Below are 18,214 nucleotides of genomic sequence, written 5' to 3' on the forward strand. Positions count from 1 at the left end.
TGTTCGAGCCTACGGCCTGCCCGGCGGGCGTCGGCACGCAGCGCCGCAAACCGCGCCGAATCCGAGCGATAGCTCACCGCGGCGCACCACTGGCGGTGCGAAAGGCGAGCGCCGACCGGAACGTCTCCACTACTCGCGCACGACCGGCCGCCACCGCGCCTCGTGCACCGCGCGTGCTCGCATTCATCCCGGCAACCGTTGCGGCACAAGCGAATCCACAGTTTCATCCGCCGAACCCCGGGCGTCGAAGCGACCCACGTCCAGCCGGGACCGTGGGGCGGCCTCGGCTATCCGAGGCTCGGCTACCCGGCCGCGCGGGACGCCGAGGCAGCAAGCGCTTTCCGCGCGGGTGACGGCGAGCTCTTCGCGTCCTCCCCCTATCGAGGGAGCGGCCGAAGTCGCCGACCGAAGGGCGCCACGCGATGTGACCAGCGTCACCATCGCCGAGACGCTCCGCTGAAAGCCGCTGGTCGGCAGGCTTTTTCCATGGCTCGATTCACCAGGAGCCCGGCAAAATCGAGTGATTTTCGTCGGTGGTGAGCGGAATACTGTCCCGCGCCCGATGAGTTGCGCCAACAGTTCTCGTCTGATCTCGTGTGGCGGCCGGAACACGGCTCGATAACTCGGCACCGGGCCACACGTCTTCGCACGCTCACGATCACCTCGGAGGTAACCCGATGCCCGCCGTCCCATCCGCCAGTCCGACCGGGCGGCGGACGCCGACCGTCATCCTATTGTTGGTGCTCGCGACCTTCGTGGTGATCCTGAACGAGACCATCATGATCAACGCGATCCCGCGCCTGATGACCGACCTGGATGTGACCGAACGGTCGGCGCAGTGGGTGTCCACCGCGTTCATGCTCACCATGGCCGCGGTCATCCCGGCCACCGGCTGGTTCCTCCAGCGGGTCACGACCCGCCGCGCCTACGCGATCGCGATGTTCGTCTTCCTCGCCGGCACCGCGCTGTCCGCCGTCGCCCCGGCGTTCGAGGTGCTGCTGCTCGGCCGGATCATCCAGGCCGGCGGCACCGCGGTCATGATGCCGCTGCTGATGACCACCCTCATGACGGTCGTGCCCGAGCAGGACCGCGGCCGGGTCATGGGCAACGTCACCCTCGCCATCTCGGTGGCGCCCGCCATGGGACCGGTCCTGTCCGGGCTGGTGCTGCAGGCAGGCTCGTGGCGCTGGCTGTTCGTGATGGTGCTGCCCATCGCCGCCGCGGTCACCTGGCTGGGGCTGAAGCGACTCGAGAACATCGGCGAACCGCAGTCCGGCGCGATCGACGTGTCCAGCGTGGCGTTGGCCGCGGTCGGATTCGGCAGCCTCGTGTACGGCCTCAGCCGGTTCGAGTCCGGCAACGTCACCGGCCCCGCGCTGATCGTCGCCGCCGGACTGGCGCTCATCGGCGTGTTCGCCGCGCGCCAGCTGCGCCTGCAGCGCACCGGCACGCCGCTGCTCGACCTGCGCATCCTGTTGATCAGCACCTACGCCAAGGCGCTGATCCTCATGTCGATCGCGTTCCTCGCGATGCTCGGCTCGATGATCCTGCTGCCGCTGTACCTGCAGAACCTGCGCGGTCTGAGCCCGCTCGAGACCGGCCTGCTCGTCATGCCCGGCGGTCTCGCCATGGGTCTGCTCGGCCCGACCGTCGGCCGCCTGTTCGACCGCTTCGGCGGCCGCGTCCTGGTGATCCCCGGTTCGATCGGCGTCGCCGCGTCCCTGGCCGGTTTCACGCAGATCTCGATGACCATGCCGTACTGGCAGCTGCTGGGCCTGCACGTCCTGATGATGGTGTCGCTGGCCGCGGCCTTCACGCCCGTCTTCACCCTGGGTCTCGGCGCGCTCCCGATGCACCTCTACTCGCACGGTAGCTCCATGCTCGGCACGCTGCAGCAGGTCGCCGCGGCCTTCGGCACCGCCTTGGTGGTGACCGTCATGTCCACCCGCAGCACCCAGTTGATCGACGAGGGCGCCGATCCCGTCGCCGCTCACCTCGACGGCATGAGCCTGGCCTTCGGGGTTTCCGCCGTGCTGGCGCTGGTCGTGATCGTGATGGCGGTCCTGCTGCCGAGCCGCTCCCACGCACCGGAAGCGGCGTCGGACGAGCACGCGCCCGAGGCAGCCTCGGACGAAGGCGAGGGCGAACGGCCCGCGGTCGAGCTGATGAAGAGCTGACCCGCTCCGCCGCTGACCCTGGGCCGGCCCGCAGTCCCGGGGGCCGGCCCTTTCAGTTCAGGTCCGGAACCTCCTGGATCCAGTGGAATCGCTCGCCGCGCAACGGAAGGTCGTTCAGGTCGAACTCTTCCAGGGTGAGCGTGACCGGCCGGCCGCCCAGATCGCCACGCAGGGTGAGCCGGTCGGGCTCGGGACGTTCGAAGGTGAAGGTCGCCACCCGCGTCGGCGCGACATCCGGTGCGGTCGACGGCGCGGTCATGGTGAGGGTGCCCGCGGCGGTGTCGACGTCGGCGAGGACGGGCACGAACGCGCCGTCCATGCGCTGGTAGCTGGTGGCGAACTTGTCGAACACCAGGCGCTGCCACCGGGTCGGCTCGGTGGTCAACGGCGGCAGCGGGTGGCCGCCCACGGTGAACTCGGTGACATTCCAGATGCCGTACAGCGCGGGCTTCGGTGCGCCGTAACCATATTCGTGCCAGGAGTCCCACGCGGTGTACACGGCGCCCGAGCACGTCCACAGGCCGAGCGCCACCTGCAAGGCGGCGGCGATCCGGTTGGCGCGCGCCGAGCGGAACAGCGACGGCTGCGTGGCCGGTTCCGAAGACCGTTCCAGCACAAGCACATTCGCCAGCCGCCTGGCCTGCGGCGCCAGCACCACCAGCGCGATGAGCATCAGGTGGAAGGACAGGATCTTGACCGGCACGTCGTAGGTCATGTTCAGCACGAAGACCTGCGCCATGCTCACCAGGCTCAGCATCGCCCCCGCGGTCGCGGTGCGCGGCCAGAACAGCAGCAGGCCGCCGAGCACTTCCGCGATGCCGAGCAGCACCTGATAGGACGGCGACGCGCCGACCTGATTCCACAGCACCTCGGTCATGCTGAGGTTGCCGTAGGGCTCGAGCAGTCGCGTCAGCGACGGGTAGGGCATCTGGTTCGGCACCGCCTTGGCGAAGCCGTACCAGAGCATCTGCCCGCCGAGGCAGAGCCGCAGGAAGGTGACGAACCACCCGCCGAGGGCGCCGTAGCCTGCGCGGCGACGGTCCAGTACCGACCAGATCACGGTGACGACGGCGGCGACAACCAGCAGGCAGAAGATCAGCACCCAGATGATGGTCTGGTCACCGCTACCGCTCTCGTGAATCACCGCGTCGACGCCGAAGACGTGCTCGCCCGTCCATCGGGCCACCGGCTCGACCACGTCCATCTGCCATCGGATCGCCGATTCCGGCAGCCAGCGCATGGCGACACCGGTGAAGACGAACAGGATCTGCGCGAACGTCAGACAGAACAGCAGCAGGTAGGCGAAACAGAACCGGAAGCCGATGCGGGCCGGTAGCAACCACCGGGGCGACGAATCGACCACGTCCTCGCGGTCTCGTTCCAGCACCTCCGTACCGATGGCGCTCACAGCGACACCTCGTCGACACTCGGCACCGCCGTGCCCGCGGACGCCGAGTTCATGGTTCGCCCGTCGCGCTCCCGCAGAGCCGCCCCTCGCCGATGCTCGACACCGCTGCGCCGGGGCACTGCGCTGATGGTCCCCTCGCTGCGATTCCGCACGGCAGCACCTCGCCGACACTCGGAGACGCTGCGCCTGGTTCGCCCGTCGCGCTGCCGCACGAATCCCTCCTCGCTGCCCTGGGTGACTTTCCGTGAGCGAAGGTAGCCGCGCGGGCCGCCTCGGCGCTTCCGGCGGCATCCCGATTTCCAGCTCCGTCGCACGGGGTAGCCGCGGTACTCCAGAAGGATGAGGGCGACCCCTGTCAACCCCGGAGTTCGGTCAGCGAACTATTCCCGACGATTCCCGGCGACACCGAATTAGAACGCGTTACAGTCACGTATCCCGGGCGGAATTGCCGGGTGGTGGGCGGCCCGCCGCCCGACTACAGGAGGACGATGATGGCCGACGAGCCCGATCCGACCGAGCGGCGCCAGCTCACTATCAGCGAACGCGATCTACAGGGACTCACCGAGGATTTGTCGCGCTGGCTCGCGGGCAAGGTCTCGGCCGACGAGCCGCCGCGCGTCCACGAGCTGACGCTGCCGCAGGGCTCCGGGATGTCGAGCGCCTCGGTGCTCTTCGATGCCGAATGGCGGGTGAACGGCCGCGACGAGGGCGGCTCGTTCGTCGCGCGGCTGGCCCCGAGCGCCGCCGATTTCCCGGTCTTCGAGACCTACGATCTGGCCAAGCAGTACCACGTGATGGCCGGGGTCGCGGCCGCCACCGACGTGCCGGTGCCGCCGCTGTGCTGGCTGGAGACCGACGAAAGCGTGCTCGGCACACCGTTTTTCGTGATGCGCCGAATCGAAGGACGGGTTCCCGCCGACAACCCGCCGTATGTCTTCTACGGCTGGCTGTTCGACGCCGAACCCGCCGAACGCGCGCTGCTCACCACCAAGACGCTCGCCGTAATGGCGAAGATCCACGCCATCCCGGACCCGGCGAGCCGTTTCCCGATGCTGGACGGGCCGGGGCAGGCGTTGCGCAGGCACGTGGACTGGCATCGCGCCTGGTACCGCTGGGCGCTGGCCGACGACGGGTATCCGGTCCCGTTGATCGAGCGCGCCTTCGACTGGCTGGACGCGCACTGGCCGGAGGACCCCGGTCCGGACGTGCTGTCCTGGGGCGACTCCCGGCCGGGCAACATCATCTACGACGGGTTCGAGCCGGTCGCCGTATTGGACTGGGAGATGGCGGGTTTGGGTCCGCGTGAGCTGGACATCGCCTGGATCGTCTTCATCCACCGGTTCTTCCAGGATCTCGCCACTCGCTTCGACCAGCCGGGCCTGCCCGACTTCCTGCGCCGCTCCGAGGTGGTGGCGAAATACCAAGAGCTGACCGGCTATACGGTGCGCGACCTGGATTTCTACCTGGTCTACGCCGCGCTGCGGCACGCGATCGTGATGGCCAGGGTCAAGCGCAGAATGATCCACTTCGGCGAGGACACCGACACTCCCGACCGGGACGACTACGTGATGCACCGGGCAAGCCTGGAGGCGCTGCTCGACGGAACCTACGACTGGACATGAGGAAACCGTGACCACACCCGCGCCGCTCGACGAATACCCGATCCACCAGACCCCGCTCCCGATGACCAGGGTCGGCACCAGCGACCGGAACTTCTACGACCGCAGCTATTTCAACGCCCACGACCGCGACGGCGGCACCCTGCTGATCAGCGGGCTCGGCGTCTACCCGAACCTGGGGGTGACCGACGCCTACGTCGCCGTCCGCCGCGGTGACGAGGTGCACTCGGTGCGCTTCTCCGACGCGCTCGGTGATCGCAGTCTGGACATGAAGGTGGGCGGGTACCGCGTCGAGGTGCTCGAACCGCTGCAGCGGGTGCGCGTCGTCTGCGAACACGACGAACTGAGCTGCGATCTCACCTGGACCGGAGCCTTCCCCGCCGTGCAGGAACAACCGCATCTGATCCTCAACGGCAGCAGGCCCATCATCGAGGCGTCCCGCTTCGCGCAGGTCGGTTCGTGGGCGGGGACACTGAGCGTGGACGGCACGGACATCACGGTCGACCCCGCGGTGTGGACCGGGACCCGCGACCGCTCCTGGGGCATCCGGCCGGTCGGTGAGACGGAGCCGCCCGGACGCGCCGCCGCCGAGCACTCCGGCGGTTTCTGGTGGTTGTACGTGCCGCTGCGTTTCGACGATTTCGCGATCGTGGTGATCGTGCAGGAGGAACCGGACGGCAGGCGCACCCTCAACGACGCGGTGCGCGTCTGGCCGGACGGCCGCACCGAACAGCTCGGCTGGCCGCGCGTCAGCATCCGATACCGTTCGGGCACCAGGATTCCCGTCGCCGCGCGGCTCGATCTCACCACACCGGACGGCAAGTCGCTGGAGGTCGAGATCACCCCGAGCGCCGGCGTCCCGCTGCACGTCGGCTGCGGCTACGGCGGCGACCCCGACTGGTTGCACGGTCAGTGGAAGGGCCGCGACTGGTCCGAGTCCCGCCGCTACGACCTCACCGACCCCGCGATCGCCGCCCGCGTCCCCTTCGGCGTCATCGATCACGTGGCGCACGCCCGCTGCGGTTCCGCCGAGGGCTGGGGTCTGTTCGAACACGCCTCCCTCGGACGCCACGATCCCACCGGGTTCGCCGATTGGTCGTCCGTGGCGCCCTGATCTGCGCGCCGCGCCTCGGCGTGGACCAGGGCGCGGCGACGGGCCCCTGTGAGCCCGTTCAGCGCAGGCGCGCCACGGCAGCGCGATATCGCCGTGAATCTCTTGGTCACGCATCCGAACTCCCCCGTTCGACCCGAAGACGGCCCCAGCCTCGGCGACGCCTGTCGCGGCGGCCATCGCAGCGCGCGGCCGTCGCACCAGGGGCCAGGTCCTGGCGTGTGCCTGGGCGCGGCGACAGTCCCAGTGCAGCCCTGTTCAGCCGATGCGCGCCACCGCCACGGTGACATCGCCGTGAATCTCTTTGGCGCGCATCAGAACTCCTCCATTCGATCCGAGAACGGCCGCGGCCTCGGCGACACCGGCCGCACCCACCGCCGCCTTGGTACGGGCCGCCGGTGTGGGCACCGTGACGGCGTCCAATTCGGCTGCGGTGAAGGTGCGCACGCGGACTCCCAGTTCTTCGGCGGCTGTCCGAAGGCCCGGTTCGTCGCCGCGCCGGTCGATGGTGGCGAGGCAAACGAGGGGTGCGTCGTCGAGCACGTGCCGGACGGCGGCCAGAATCGCCGCGGAGGCCGCGCCCGGTCGCATACCGACGCCGATCGCGACCGGCACAACTCCTGATCGGTGCGATGCGCCGGGAAGGTCCGGTGGCCGGGCCCCGGATCGGCCGCTCATCGGCGACCACCGAACAAACGGGCCGCGGGCAGCGGCGTCGACACGGCGGCGGTCCGCGGTGCAACCTGCCCCGCGTGGGCGGACGCGGCAGGCGCGGGGAGCTCAGTGCGGCACACGGGCGTAGTCGGCCGCCGCAGCGACGAAACGGGCTGTCGCAGTGGGGTTTCCGGCGGGGTGGGTGTGCAGGTAGGAGGCGTGGACGTGGCCGACGAGCGCGCCCTCGCGGACACGGGCGCCCGCGCCGTCGTGCCAGCCCCAGGCCGGGGCGTCGGTGGTGGCGACGACGAGCCTGGTGCGGTGGAACTCGTGGCCGCGCACCCGCTCCCCCGCCCGCCACAGCGCGGAATCGGCCAATGCGACGGCGTCCCGGTAGCCGAGGGTCAGGCGCGGGCCGAATTCGGCGTCGGCGTCGACGACGCCCGCCATGGCGTGGCCGTCGAGGGATCGGGTGAGGTAGAGCAGGCCCGCGCATTCGGCGTGGATCGGCAACCCGGCGCCTGCGTGCTCGCGAACGGCGGCGAGCAGGGCCGTGTTGGCCGCGAGATCGGCGGCGTGCTCCTCGGGGAATCCACCGGGCAGCACCAGACCCGCTGTGCCGGTGGGTAGTTCGTCGCGCAGCGGATCGAAGACGACCACCCGCGCCCCGGCCGCGGTCAGCAATTCACGATGCTCGGCATAGCCGAAGGTGAAGGCGGGACCGCCCGCCATGGCGATCACGGGCCCGCGGTCTGCCCGAATCGCCGCATCACTATCGGAATCGCCCTCGGCACCGGTCGGCCTGCCGCGTCCCGTGGTCGACCGTCCCGGACTCGGTGCATCGCCGCCCCACCGACCGGCGCGGCTCGTCTGGGTGGCATCGACCGCATCCTCGTCAGAAAGCTCCCGGCCGTCCCCGATCGACGACGCTGACGTCGACCCGGCAGGCTCGCGGCCACTTTCCTCGCCCTCCGCACGCCCGCCCGCTAGGTCCGAAGAGCTCATTTGGTCGGTGGAGACCGTGCCATTCGAACCGGAACGCAGGGCCGCGTCGCCCGCGACTTCCCGCACCGCCGCGACCGGATCCCACGCGACCGCGCCGAACGTCGGTCGTGCCAGCGCCGCAATGGCCGCCAGATCCACGTGGGCGGCAACGAGTTCCGTCATCGCCGCCACGGCCGCCGCAGCCGCCGCACCGTGCTCGACGGCGGGAATCAGACCCAGGTGGCGGGAGGGCACCTCGAGGGCGTCCATGCGGGGCAGCGAGCCGAGAACGGGCAGCCCGACCCGCGCGCACGCCGCGCGCAGCACCTGGTCGTGGCGTTCGCTGCCGACGCGATTGAGGATGACGCCGCCGAGCCGCACGCCGCTGCCGAAGGTGGCGAAGCCGTGCAACAGCGCGGCCAGGCTCTGGCTGTGCCCGCGGGCGTCCACCACCAGTACCACGGGCGCGCCGAGCAGGCTGGCCACCTGGGCGGTGGATCCCTCGGCGACGGGGCCGGTTTCGTGCTCGTCGATGCGGCCGTCGAACAGTCCCATGACGCCTTCGACCACCGCGAGATCACAGCCAGCGGCGCCGTGGTGGTACAGCGGCAGCACCCGATCGGCGCCGACGAGCACCGGGTCGAGGTTGCGGCCGGGCCGTCCCGCCGCGAGCCCGTGGTATCCCGGGTCGATGTAGTCCGGCCCGACCTTGAACGGCGCGACACGGTGTCCGGCCCGCCGCAGCGCGCCGATCAAACCCGTTGCGAGCGTGGTCTTCCCGCTCCCCGAGGCGGGCGCGGCGACGACGACCGCAGGCACACCGCCCATCACGCCACCGGACGGCGCGCGACCACACCGCGCCGGTTCACCATTCGATCCCCCGCTGCCCCTTGCGACCCGCGTCCATCGGGTGCTTGACCTTGGTCATCTCGGTCACCAGGTCGGCGGCGTCGAGCAACGCCTGCGGCGCGTCGCGACCGGTGATGACGACGTGCTGGTTGCCCGGCCTGCCGACCAGCGTCTCGACCACCTCGTCCACGTCGACCCAGCCCCATTTGAGCGGGTAGGTGAATTCGTCGAGCACGTAGAAGCGATGCTGTTCGGCGGCGAGCCTGCGCGCGATCTCCTGCCAGCCGGCGAGGGCGGCGGACGCGTGGTCCTCCTCGGTGCCGTGCTTGCGGGTCCAGGACCAGCCCTCGCCCATCTTGTGCCACTCCACGGCGCCGCCCGCTCCGGTCTCCTCGTGCAGCCGCCCGAGGGCGCGGAACGCCGCCTCCTCGCCCACCTTCCACTTCGCGCTCTTCACGAACTGGAAGACCGCGACGTCGAATCCCTGGTTCCAGGCCCGCAGCGCCATCCCGAACGCCGCGGTCGACTTTCCCTTACCCGGACCCGTGTGCACCGCGAGCACCGGCTGGTTGCGCCGCTGCCGCGTGGTCAGTCCATCGTCCGGAACCGTCTCCGGCACGCCCTTGGGCATCGAATCTCCTTGTGCGTCACTACCACCTGGCCCGCGCCGGTCAGGCCGCGCGGGCAGACCTCGCCGCCGGACCGTACACGGAGCCCGCTCGGACGATGTCCGCGACCGCGGCGCCGGTCAACTCCGCGAGCCGCAGATATCCGCCGCGCAGCGCGCCCGCCAACTCCGCCGCCAGCCCGAGCCGCACCATGCCCCGCTCGCAGTCCACCACCATCGCCGTGACCGCGTCCTTGGCGAGCAGGGCGGCGGCGGCGCGGGCGCGCGGCACCGGGTCGACGCCGCCGGTGGCGCGACCGTCGGTGAGCAGCACCAGCATCGGGCGGCGGCGCGGGTCGCGCACGCGTTCCCGGTGGATCACCTCGCGCGCCTTCAGCAGGCCCGCCGCGAGCGGCGTCTTACCGCCGGTGCGCAGACCCGCGAGGCGTCGGACCGCGATGTCGACCGAGGAAGTCGGGGGCAACACGAGTTCGGCGTCCTGGCCGCGCACGGCGATCACGGCGACCTTGTCGCGGCGCTGGTATGCGTCGCGTAGCAGGCTCACCACCGCGCCCGTGACGGCCGACAGCCGGTCCCTGGCCGCCATGGAGCCGGACGCGTCGACCACGAAGACCACCAGATTGCCTTCGCGCCCTTCGCGATACGCGCCGCGTAGGTCCTCGGCTTCGAGGGCGAGGGGGCCCGCGACGCGCCCCCTGCCGTGCTGGTGCGGCGCGGCGGCGAAGACGGTGCCGAGCAGATGCAGGCCCGCGGTGGTCTCGGTGGTGGAGCGGACGACCCGGCCGTGCCTGGTCTGGGCGCGGGACCTGCGGCCCGGCGCGCCTTCGCCGACGCCGGGCACCTCCCATCGCGGCGGCTTCGCGGCGCTGGGATTCGGTGCGCCGGTGCGTCCTTCGCGCGGGGCGGGACCGCCGCCGGGGCCTTCTGGCGGCGCGTCGGGTCCGCCGTCGGGGTCCTCGGGACCGCGATCTCCGTCGGAGCCTTCGGCCTCAGGGCGATCGCCGTCGAATTCGGTTGGCGGCGTCGGCTCCTCCGCGCGGTCGGCCTGCGCCGCGGCCTCTTTCATGGCTTCGTCGAGTTGCTCTTCGCTGATGCCGGGTTCGTCGAACGGGTCGCGCCGACGCCGGTGCGGCAGTGCGAGTTCCGCGGCGATCCGCACGTCGTCCTCGGTGACGGCGTCACCGCCGCGCCAGGCCGCGTGCGCGGTCGCGGTGCGGGCGACCACGAGGTCGGCGCGCATGCCGTCGACGTCGAAGGACGCGCACAGGGCCGCGATCCGCCGCAGCTCCACGTCGTCGAGCGCGACCTCGGGCAACCGGTCGCGGGCCGCCAGGATGCGCCCGGCGATCTCCCGGTCGGCGGCGGCGTAGCGGGCGGCGAACCCCGCCGGGTCGGCCTCGTAGTCGAGCCTGCGGCGCACCACCGCCATCCGCACGTCCACGTCGCGCGAGGCGGCCACCTCGACGGTGAGCCCGAACCGGTCGAGCAGCTGCGGACGCAGTTCGCCCTCTTCCGGATTCATGGTGCCGACCAGCACGAAGCGCGCGGGATGCGAATGCGAGACGCCGTCGCGTTCGATGTGCACGCGGCCCATGGCCGCGGCGTCGAGCAGCACGTCCACCAGATGGTCGTGCAGCAGATTCACCTCGTCGACGTACAGCACGCCGTGGTGCGCGGCCGCCAGCAGACCGGGCCGGAACGCCTGCTCGCCGTCGCGCAGCACCCGCTCCAGATCCAGCGATCCGACCACGCGATCCTCGGTGGCGCCGACCGGCAGCTCCACCAGCCGCGCCGGCCGCGCACCCGTCTCGTCCACCACCGGCGGCAGGAGCTGCGCGAGCGCCCGCACCACGGTCGACTTCGCGGTCCCCTTCTCGCCGCGCACCAGCACGCCGCCGATACCGGGATGCACCGCGCACAAGATCAACGCCAGCTGCAACCGCTCCTGCCCGACCACCGCCGAGAACGGAAACCCCGCCTCGGTATCCACACGAGACGAGCGAGACGACGGCGCGGTTTCTACCCGGGACAAGGACACGTCCCCCAGCCTAAGCGGCGCGCATGCCTTGTCCACGAACCACCCCGACCGAGCGCTTGCCAGACGGTCGAACCTGAACGAGCCCCTCGCAGACTCCCCACCACGCCCGGAGCGCGTCATATGACCCCGTCCGCAGCCTGCCTCCCGTGCTCGAAAGGTGGCACACGACACAGCCGAAAAGCCCCGACCGCCCAGCACCTCCACCAGCCAGAACACAACCCCCACGCACCACCGACAACCCCAGGAGCGAGTCTCACGAGCCCGTCCGCAGCCCATCTCACGTATCCGAAACGCACACGATCAGCCGCAAAGCCACTCAGCAACTGCAACAGCCACAACGCAACACCCACGCACCACCGACCACCCCCGGGGCGAGTCTTACGAGCCCGTTCGCGGCCCGTCTCGCGTCCGAGCGTTCGAGTCGCATGCGCCGCAGGCGCGAGACTCGAACGCTCGGACGCGAGACACCAGGGGGCCGCGAACACGCGCGCGCCAGCGCGCCAAAAACACAGCCCGCGATCTACCCCCGCCGCATGGGCACGTGCATGATCCCGTCGTCCTCGAACTCCTCACCGTCGGCCACGAAGCCGTGCTTGGAGTACATGTCGACGAGATAGGTCTGCGCGTTCAACCGCACCGTCGCCGAGCCGACCTCGGCCAGCGCCGCCTGTAGCAACCGGGTCGTGTACCCGTGCCCACGAGCGGCCACGGCGGTACACAACCGTCCGATGCGGAACGACTTGACGCCGTTCTCGTGCTCTTCCAGCAGGCGCAGGGTGCAGATGACCTCCCCCTCGTCGTCGAGCCAGAAGTGCCGGGTCTCCGGCAGCAGGTCGAGTCCGTCCAACTCCGGGTAGGCGCACTTCTGCTCGACGACAAAGACTTCGACGCGAAGTTTCAACAGCTGATACAGGGTCGCCGTATCGAGATCCTGCGCCCATGACCGTTTGAGAGCAACCGTTGACATCATCGCGCCTTGCTATCACACCTACGGCGTCAGCGCGACCCCTGCATGCCTCGGCGTGTTCGCGTTCGCGAGGTTCAGCGACTTGTTCGTCCAGTCCCAGATCTCGTGGAACAGGGCTTTGTCCTCGGAGAGCTTCACGCCGAGCGACGGGATCATCTCGCGCAGGCGCGGGGTCCAGTCGGCGTACTGGCCCGGGAAGCAGCGCTGCAGCACGTCGAGCATGGCGGTGACGCAGGTGGAGGCGCCCGGCGAGGCGCCGAGCAGACCCGCGATGGAGCCGTCCTTGGCGGCGATCACGGCGGTGCCGAGTTCCAGCACGCCGCCGATGCCCTTGCGGCGGATGATCTGCACGCGCTGGCCCGCGGTGATGAGCTCCCAGTCGCGGCCGTCGGCCCGCGGGATGAACTCCTCCATGGTGTAGACCTTGCCGGACTGCGACTTGAGCAGCTCGGAGACCAGGTACTTGACCAGCGACAGCTCGGTGACGCCGACGCCGAGCATGGGCGCGAGGTTACCGGCACGGATGGACTTGAACAGGTCGGTGTTGCTGCCGTCCTTGAGGAACTTCGGGGTCCAGCCCGCGTACGGGCCGAACAGCAGGCCCGGCTTGCCGTTGATGACGCGAGTGTCCAAGTGCGGCACGGACATCGGCGGGGCGCCGACGGCGGCCTTGCCGTACACCTTGGCCTCGTGCTTGTTGATCAGGTCCGGGTTGGTGCAGCGCAGGAACTGGCCGCTGACCGGGAAGCCCGCGAAGCCCGCGATCTCCTTGATGCCGGACTTCTGCAGCAGCGGCAGTGCGCCGCCGCCCGCGCCGACGAAGACGAACTTGGCCTCGACCGTGCGGGTCTGGCGGGTGCGCAGGTTGCGGACCCGGATCTTCCAGCTGCCGTCGGACTGCTTGCTCAGGTCGCGCACCTCGTGGCCGAAGGCCAGGTTGGCGCCGGTGGCGCCGAGGTAGGCGAGCAGTTCCTTGGTGAGCGAACCGAAGTCGATGTCGGTGCCGCCGTCGGTCCAGTTCAGCGCGATCGGGTCGGAGAAGTCGCGGCCCTTGGCCATCAGCGGCAGCCTGCGCGCGAACTCGTCGGGGCTGTCGATGTACTCCATGCCCTCGAACAGCGGGTGCGGCGCCAGCGCCTCGTAGCGCTTACGCAGGTACTGCACGTCGTCGGCGCCGTGCACGAAGCTGACGTGCGGGATCGGGTTGATGAAGCGCGACGGGTCGCCGAGGACACCGTTCTCCACCGCGTAGGCCCAGAACTGGCGCGACACCTGGAAGCGCTCGTTGATGTCGATGGCCTTGGTCACGTCGACCGAGCCGTCGGCGTTCTGCGGGCTGTAGTTCAGCTCGCACAGGGCCGAGTGTCCGGTGCCCGCGTTGTTCCAGGGATCGCTGCTCTCCGCCGCCGCGGCGTCCAGCCGCTCGAACAACGAGATCGACCATTCCGGCTGCAGCTGGCGAAGCAGCGCACCGAGGGTGGCACTCATGATCCCGGCACCGATGAGTACTACATCGGTCTTTTCAGTCATGGCAGCGTTCGGCACGGGTAGATCGACTTCCTTGTCACTTCTGGCGCGGCCACCGGCACGGTGGTCTGCCTGGGCACGGGCGCTATGCGGTTGTTGCGACGGGCGCAGGTATTCGTTTCGAGCCTGGCGTGACTCGGCGGTCGATAAGGTTACCCGCCGTTCACCTATCGCCAATTGTGCACCTCGCGACGTCGCATTCCAGCAACGAACCCGGTGAATGTGACATAGATACCTCCCCCGCTCCAGGTCGCGAGCGATCTTCTTTCCGGGCCGGACCTCGCCTACATTGGGTCTCGTGACGAACGAAACCTCGCTAGACGTGTCCGATATCACGGAGCGGACCGGAGGCAAGTGGCGGCCGGATGTCCTCGGAGCAGGGTACGAGCAGCGGTCCATCCCGCTGGGCGCCGACCCCGACGGCGAGGGCGACATCTCGGCAACCCTGGTGCGCTACCTCCCGGATTCCGGCGCGGCCGCCACCGAGGCCGCCGTGATCTACGTGCACGGCTTCACCGACTACTTCTTCCAGCAGCATCTCGCCGAGCACTTCGCCGCGCGCGGTCACCGCTTCTACGCCCTCGATCTGCGCAAGTGCGGCCGCTCGCTGCGCGACGGCCAGAGCCCGCACTACGTCACCGACCTGGCCTTCTACGACGAGGAGTTGAACGAGGCGCTGCGCATCGTCAAGGCGGAGGCCGGTGAGCAGGTACTGCTGGTCGCGCACTCCACCGGCGGCCTGATCCTGCCGCTGTGGCTGGACCGGCTGAACCGGACGGCGGGCGTCGCCGCTTCGGGCATCGTCGGGCTCGTGCTCAACAGCCCGTGGTTCGACCTGCAGGGTCCGTCCTACTACCGGACGATCGGCACGCCGATCATCGGCATGCTCGGCCGGTTCCGTTCCATGCTGGAGATGCCCAGCGGCGCGATCAGCACCTACGGCGACAGCCTGCACAAGAGCGCGGCGGGCGAGTGGGATTACAACCTGGACTGGAAGCCGCTGGCGGGTGCGCCGGTGCGCTTCGGCTGGCTGCGCGCGATCCGCCGCGGTCACTTCCGGCTGCATCAGGGCCTCGACATCGGGGTGCCCGCGCTGATCCTGCGTTCCCGGCTGACCAAGTTCCTGCGCGCGTACGGTCCGGCCGCCGACGTGGCCGACACGGTGCTCGACGTCAGGCAGATCCAGCGCTGGTCCGGCTGCCTCGGCGATCGCACCAACATCGTGCCGATCGAGGGCGCCCGCCACGACGTGTTCCTTTCCGCCGCCGAGCCGCGCGCCAAGGCCTTCGACGAGATGGACAACTGGCTGGACTGGCTGGCGGTGTACCGGCGCAAGGCCGAATCACCAGAGGCTGGTGCGTAGCACGATCTCGGTGGCCATTTCGTGGTCGGCTTCGGTGGCCACGTTGTCGACGTCGACCTGCACCACGCGGAATTCGCCGTAGACGAAGCGACCGGAGCCGTCGGCGACCGTCCGCGGCAACCGCTTGGTGACCAGCACGGTCACCGGGAGTTCCAGCGGACGGCAGCCGGGGTCGTCGACGGTGCCGTCGGCCGCGGGCGACGCGGGATGGCCGCGGTCGGCGACCACCAGGCTGATGAACCGCCCGAACGGGCCGGAGCAGGTCTGCCAGGCCACCGTGGCGCCCGCGCCGCGCGCCGCGACGTGCGCGTAGGGGACGCCGAGCTGGTCGAGAATCGCGTGCACCCCGGCCGAGTCGAGTCCTTCGACGGACTCCACGGCGAGGGTGCGCAGGTCGGAGGTGTGCAACCGCGCGGCGACCTGGTCGTATACGTCCACCGGATCGCCCGCGTCGGGCAAGAGCAATACCGTGTGCCGTGTTTCCGGGCCGTCGACCCGCACGGTCCAGGCCCGGTCACCGACCGTGATCCGCCGAGACTCCATGTCCGAGTACGCTACACCGCCGCTACTCACCCCCGCGGCGTGTCCGCCGCACCGCTCACACCATCAATCGCATCCCGGTGGTCGTCGCGGCCGCCGGGCTCAGGGTGACGGTGAGATCGCATCCCGCCTCCCGCCCCAGTTGTTCGACGAGCGCGTCCTCGAAGTCGGCGCCCTCGGCGCAGCGGCGCAGGGCTTGCCGGACGGTGTCGGCCCGCTCGATCACGATCTCGGCGGAGGCGAGCAGGCCGAGCACGATCTCGGTGACGGTCTCGGCGTCCAGCCCGTAGCGGCGGCGCAACACCCGGTGGATCTCGGCCAGCACGAGCACGGTGACGTAGCCGGGGTGGTTCTTGCTCAGCCCTTCGATGACCTGACCGGCCCGCTCCGCCTGATCGGGGTCGTCCTGCGCGAGGTAGCGGATCAGGATGTCGGCGTGCAGGCCGATCACGACGCGACTCCCCCGGTCTCCTCTCGGCCGAGCGGCACCGGCGCACCGGTCCAGCCGACGATTCCCTTGAGCGACTTGACAGTCCGGTTCTCCGGCACCAGTTCGTAGCTGCCCGAATCGGTCGGCACGAAGGCGACGACCACGCCGGTGCGCAGCCCGAGCGCCACGCGCACGTCGACCGGAATGGTGATCTGCCCCTTGCTCGTCACGGTCGCGGACACGACCTTTCCCCGCTCACCGATGGGTCTGCTGTCGATCGCCATACCCTGCACCTCATCCCGCTGGGCCATCGGCTCGGGCCGCGATCCCCTCCGAATCGCCTTACCCGCAACCGAATTCCTTACATGAAGGTAAGGCAGGCGAGAATTACGGTCAATGCCCGAAATCAGCGGCACGGACCGTGCCATCGAGCACCGGTGGGAGAGCTGTACGGTTCAGGACTCCTTGCGGGCGATGGCCGCCGAGATCTGGGCGACCAGCTGCCAGGGGCGGTCGGCGTCTGCTATCGCCTTGCCGTTGGTCAGGATGGCGCCGGAAAGGCCGCGGGCGGGATCGGCCCAGCCGTACTGGGTGGTCAGCCCGCTGCGGCCGAAATGGGTTTCGGTGTGGCGGCCGAACTTCGAGCGGCTCCCGCCGAGTTCGTAGCCCGCCACGCTGACCCGGCCCGCGATGCCGGGTATCCGCTTCGCGGGCCGCACCGCCGCGTTCAGGGTTTCCGGCCGCATGATCCGCACGCCATCGAGTTCTCCTCCGCGCGCGAGGATTTCGTAGAAGCGCGACAGTTCGTAGGCGGTGGTGACGAGATTGCCCGACGGCAGTTCCGCGGTGAGGAAGGCGCGGGTCGCCTCGTCGGTCATCGCCGCGCCCATGCCGCCGCCGAGCGCCTTGCGCGCCAGAAACTTCCACGCCCGCGACGGACCAGGACCGACCGGCACGCTCGGCACCACTCGATCGACCTCCTCGGGTCGCACGCCGAAGTTGGTCCAGCGGAAGCCCAGCGGCGCGAGCACCTGCTCGTGCAGATGCTCCCGCATCCGCTTCCCCGTCGCCCGCTGCACCAGCAGTCGCTGGATCAAGCCGCTGGTCAGCGCGTGATAGACGCGGAAACGACCGGGCGCCCAGCTGGGTCGCAGATCGGCCAGCGCCCGCACCGCCAGCTCCTCGTCGACCACCAGCTGGTACCCCCGATACGGCGGCGTCACGAACGGCACGCCCGCCGAATGCGACAGCACGTCACCGATCGTGATCCGCTGTTTGCCATTGGCGGCGAATTCCGGAATGTATTCGCACACTGGGTCGTTCAGCGCGAACGCGCCCTGCTCGACCAGCATGGCCAGCAGTGCCGCCGAGACTCCCTTGGCGGTGGAGAACCCGCAGAACGGCAGGTCCGGCGTGGCGAGCACCCGCGCGACCTCCGGCCCATCGCCCGGCCGGTTGCCCCACCCGTGCCCGATCGCCCGGTTCAGGACGATCTTCCCGTTCCGTCGCAGGCACACCTGAATCGCCGGCGTGGTCCCCAGCCGATACCAGTCGCGCACCGATTCCCACACCGCGGCGATCGCGGCGCGGCTCACCCCGGCATCGGCCGGATCGTCTTCGGGCCCGGCGGTCGTCACCGAATCCAGATCGGCGGCAACCGTCACCAACAAGCCAGCAGGCGCATTCACCCTGCCCAGCGTAGCGATGTCCGGTGCGGCCGCGATGGACCATACGAGCGTGCGATGGCACGGTCGCGACAGAATCGAGGGGACAATGAACCACAGGGTTCGACTGGCCGCGCTGGTCGCCGCGGCGGCAGCGCTGACAGCAGGCTGCGGGAGCGACGATTCGACGCAGCCGACACCGACTTCGCAGCGGACGACTGCGGTGGCCGCGCCGACATCCGCGCCCGGGGGGAC

Annotated in this window: 16 protein-coding genes; 4 read left to right on the forward strand and 12 right to left on the reverse strand. The window is 70.0% G+C overall.

Annotation, left to right across the window (positions count from 1 at the left end):
* The first annotated feature begins 677 nt into the window (after positions 1-677).
* The gene (locus AC3EO7_RS18150) at positions 678-2,177 is read left to right on the forward strand and encodes an MDR family MFS transporter (protein ID WP_435591826.1); all 1,500 of its coding nucleotides are present in this window, start codon (positions 678-680) and stop codon (positions 2,175-2,177) included.
* A 52-nt stretch (positions 2,178-2,229) separates the two neighbouring features.
* On the opposite strand, the gene AC3EO7_RS18155 is transcribed toward AC3EO7_RS18150, so the two are convergent.
* Both AC3EO7_RS18155 and AC3EO7_RS18160 read right to left on the reverse strand, forming a co-directional pair.
* The gene (locus AC3EO7_RS18155; RefSeq protein WP_435591827.1) at positions 2,230-3,585 is read right to left on the reverse strand and encodes a DoxX family protein; all 1,356 of its coding nucleotides are present in this window, start codon (positions 3,583-3,585) and stop codon (positions 2,230-2,232) included.
* The gene (locus AC3EO7_RS18160; protein WP_431969315.1) at positions 3,582-3,737 is read right to left on the reverse strand and encodes a hypothetical protein; all 156 of its coding nucleotides are present in this window, start codon (positions 3,735-3,737) and stop codon (positions 3,582-3,584) included. Before AC3EO7_RS18160 ends, AC3EO7_RS18155 begins: the two co-directional genes overlap by 4 nt.
* 339 nt (positions 3,738-4,076) lie before the next feature.
* Between AC3EO7_RS18160 and AC3EO7_RS18165 the strand changes: the two genes are divergently transcribed.
* Together AC3EO7_RS18165 and AC3EO7_RS18170 are read left to right on the forward strand one after the other, a co-directional pair.
* On the forward strand, positions 4,077-5,207 hold the full coding sequence (locus AC3EO7_RS18165) for a phosphotransferase family protein (RefSeq protein ID WP_435591828.1): 1,131 nt from the start codon (positions 4,077-4,079) through the stop codon (positions 5,205-5,207).
* A gap of 7 nt (positions 5,208-5,214) precedes the next feature.
* A complete protein-coding gene (locus tag AC3EO7_RS18170) occupies positions 5,215-6,318 on the forward strand; it encodes an Rv3169 family protein (RefSeq protein WP_488186275.1) in 1,104 nt (367 codons plus the stop codon).
* 255 nt (positions 6,319-6,573) lie between these two features.
* Here the strand turns inward: AC3EO7_RS18170 and AC3EO7_RS18175 are convergent, their stop codons facing one another.
* The 6 genes from AC3EO7_RS18175 to mqo all read right to left on the reverse strand — a co-directional run bounded on the left by AC3EO7_RS18175 (position 6,574) and on the right by mqo (position 13,965).
* Complete coding sequence (locus tag AC3EO7_RS18175; RefSeq protein ID WP_431969321.1) at positions 6,574-6,930, reverse strand: cobalamin biosynthesis protein; 357 nt, start codon at positions 6,928-6,930, stop codon at positions 6,574-6,576.
* 165 nt (positions 6,931-7,095) lie between these two features.
* Positions 7,096-8,781, reverse strand: coding sequence for a cobyrinic acid a,c-diamide synthase CobB (locus AC3EO7_RS18180; protein WP_435591829.1), 1,686 nt, complete (start codon positions 8,779-8,781; stop codon positions 7,096-7,098).
* Positions 8,782-8,818: 37 nt separating this feature from the next.
* Positions 8,819-9,433, reverse strand: a complete 615-nt coding sequence (gene cobO / locus AC3EO7_RS18185; protein WP_431969325.1) for a cob(I)yrinic acid a,c-diamide adenosyltransferase — start codon at positions 9,431-9,433, stop codon at positions 8,819-8,821.
* 40 nt (positions 9,434-9,473) lie between these two features.
* Complete coding sequence (locus AC3EO7_RS18190; RefSeq protein ID WP_435591830.1) at positions 9,474-11,468, reverse strand: magnesium chelatase subunit D family protein; 1,995 nt, start codon at positions 11,466-11,468, stop codon at positions 9,474-9,476.
* A gap of 520 nt (positions 11,469-11,988) precedes the next feature.
* Entirely contained in the window at positions 11,989-12,438 is a 450-nt protein-coding gene (locus AC3EO7_RS18195) for a GNAT family N-acetyltransferase (RefSeq protein WP_431969329.1), read from the reverse strand.
* Positions 12,439-12,456: 18 nt separating this feature from the next.
* Positions 12,457-13,965, reverse strand: a complete 1,509-nt coding sequence (mqo, locus tag AC3EO7_RS18200) for a malate dehydrogenase (quinone) (protein ID WP_435591831.1) — start codon at positions 13,963-13,965, stop codon at positions 12,457-12,459.
* A 295-nt stretch (positions 13,966-14,260) separates the two neighbouring features.
* Between mqo and AC3EO7_RS18205 the strand changes: the two genes are divergently transcribed.
* Entirely contained in the window at positions 14,261-15,325 is a 1,065-nt protein-coding gene (locus AC3EO7_RS18205) for an alpha/beta hydrolase (protein ID WP_435591832.1), read from the forward strand.
* On the opposite strand, the gene AC3EO7_RS18210 is transcribed toward AC3EO7_RS18205, so the two are convergent.
* From AC3EO7_RS18210 to AC3EO7_RS18225, 4 genes are all read right to left on the reverse strand, one after another.
* Positions 15,305-15,868 carry an alpha/beta hydrolase gene (locus tag AC3EO7_RS18210; RefSeq protein WP_431969335.1) on the reverse strand — a complete coding sequence of 188 codons (564 nt, stop codon included), beginning with the start codon at positions 15,866-15,868 and terminating at the stop codon, positions 15,305-15,307. The genes AC3EO7_RS18205 and AC3EO7_RS18210 overlap by 21 nt on opposite strands.
* 55 nt (positions 15,869-15,923) lie before the next feature.
* Entirely contained in the window at positions 15,924-16,316 is a 393-nt protein-coding gene (locus AC3EO7_RS18215; protein WP_435591833.1) for a type II toxin-antitoxin system VapC family toxin, read from the reverse strand.
* On the reverse strand, positions 16,313-16,579 hold the full coding sequence (locus AC3EO7_RS18220) for an AbrB/MazE/SpoVT family DNA-binding domain-containing protein (protein WP_435591834.1): 267 nt from the start codon (positions 16,577-16,579) through the stop codon (positions 16,313-16,315). The genes AC3EO7_RS18215 and AC3EO7_RS18220 overlap by 4 nt, the downstream gene beginning before the upstream one ends.
* Positions 16,580-16,750: 171 nt before the next feature.
* Positions 16,751-17,983: a serine hydrolase gene (locus tag AC3EO7_RS18225; protein ID WP_435591835.1), complete on the reverse strand. Its 1,233-nt coding sequence runs from the start codon at positions 17,981-17,983 to the stop codon at positions 16,751-16,753.
* Between the last annotated feature and the right edge of the window lie 231 nt (positions 17,984-18,214).

This window comes from Nocardia sp. bgisy118, assembly GCF_057708605.1.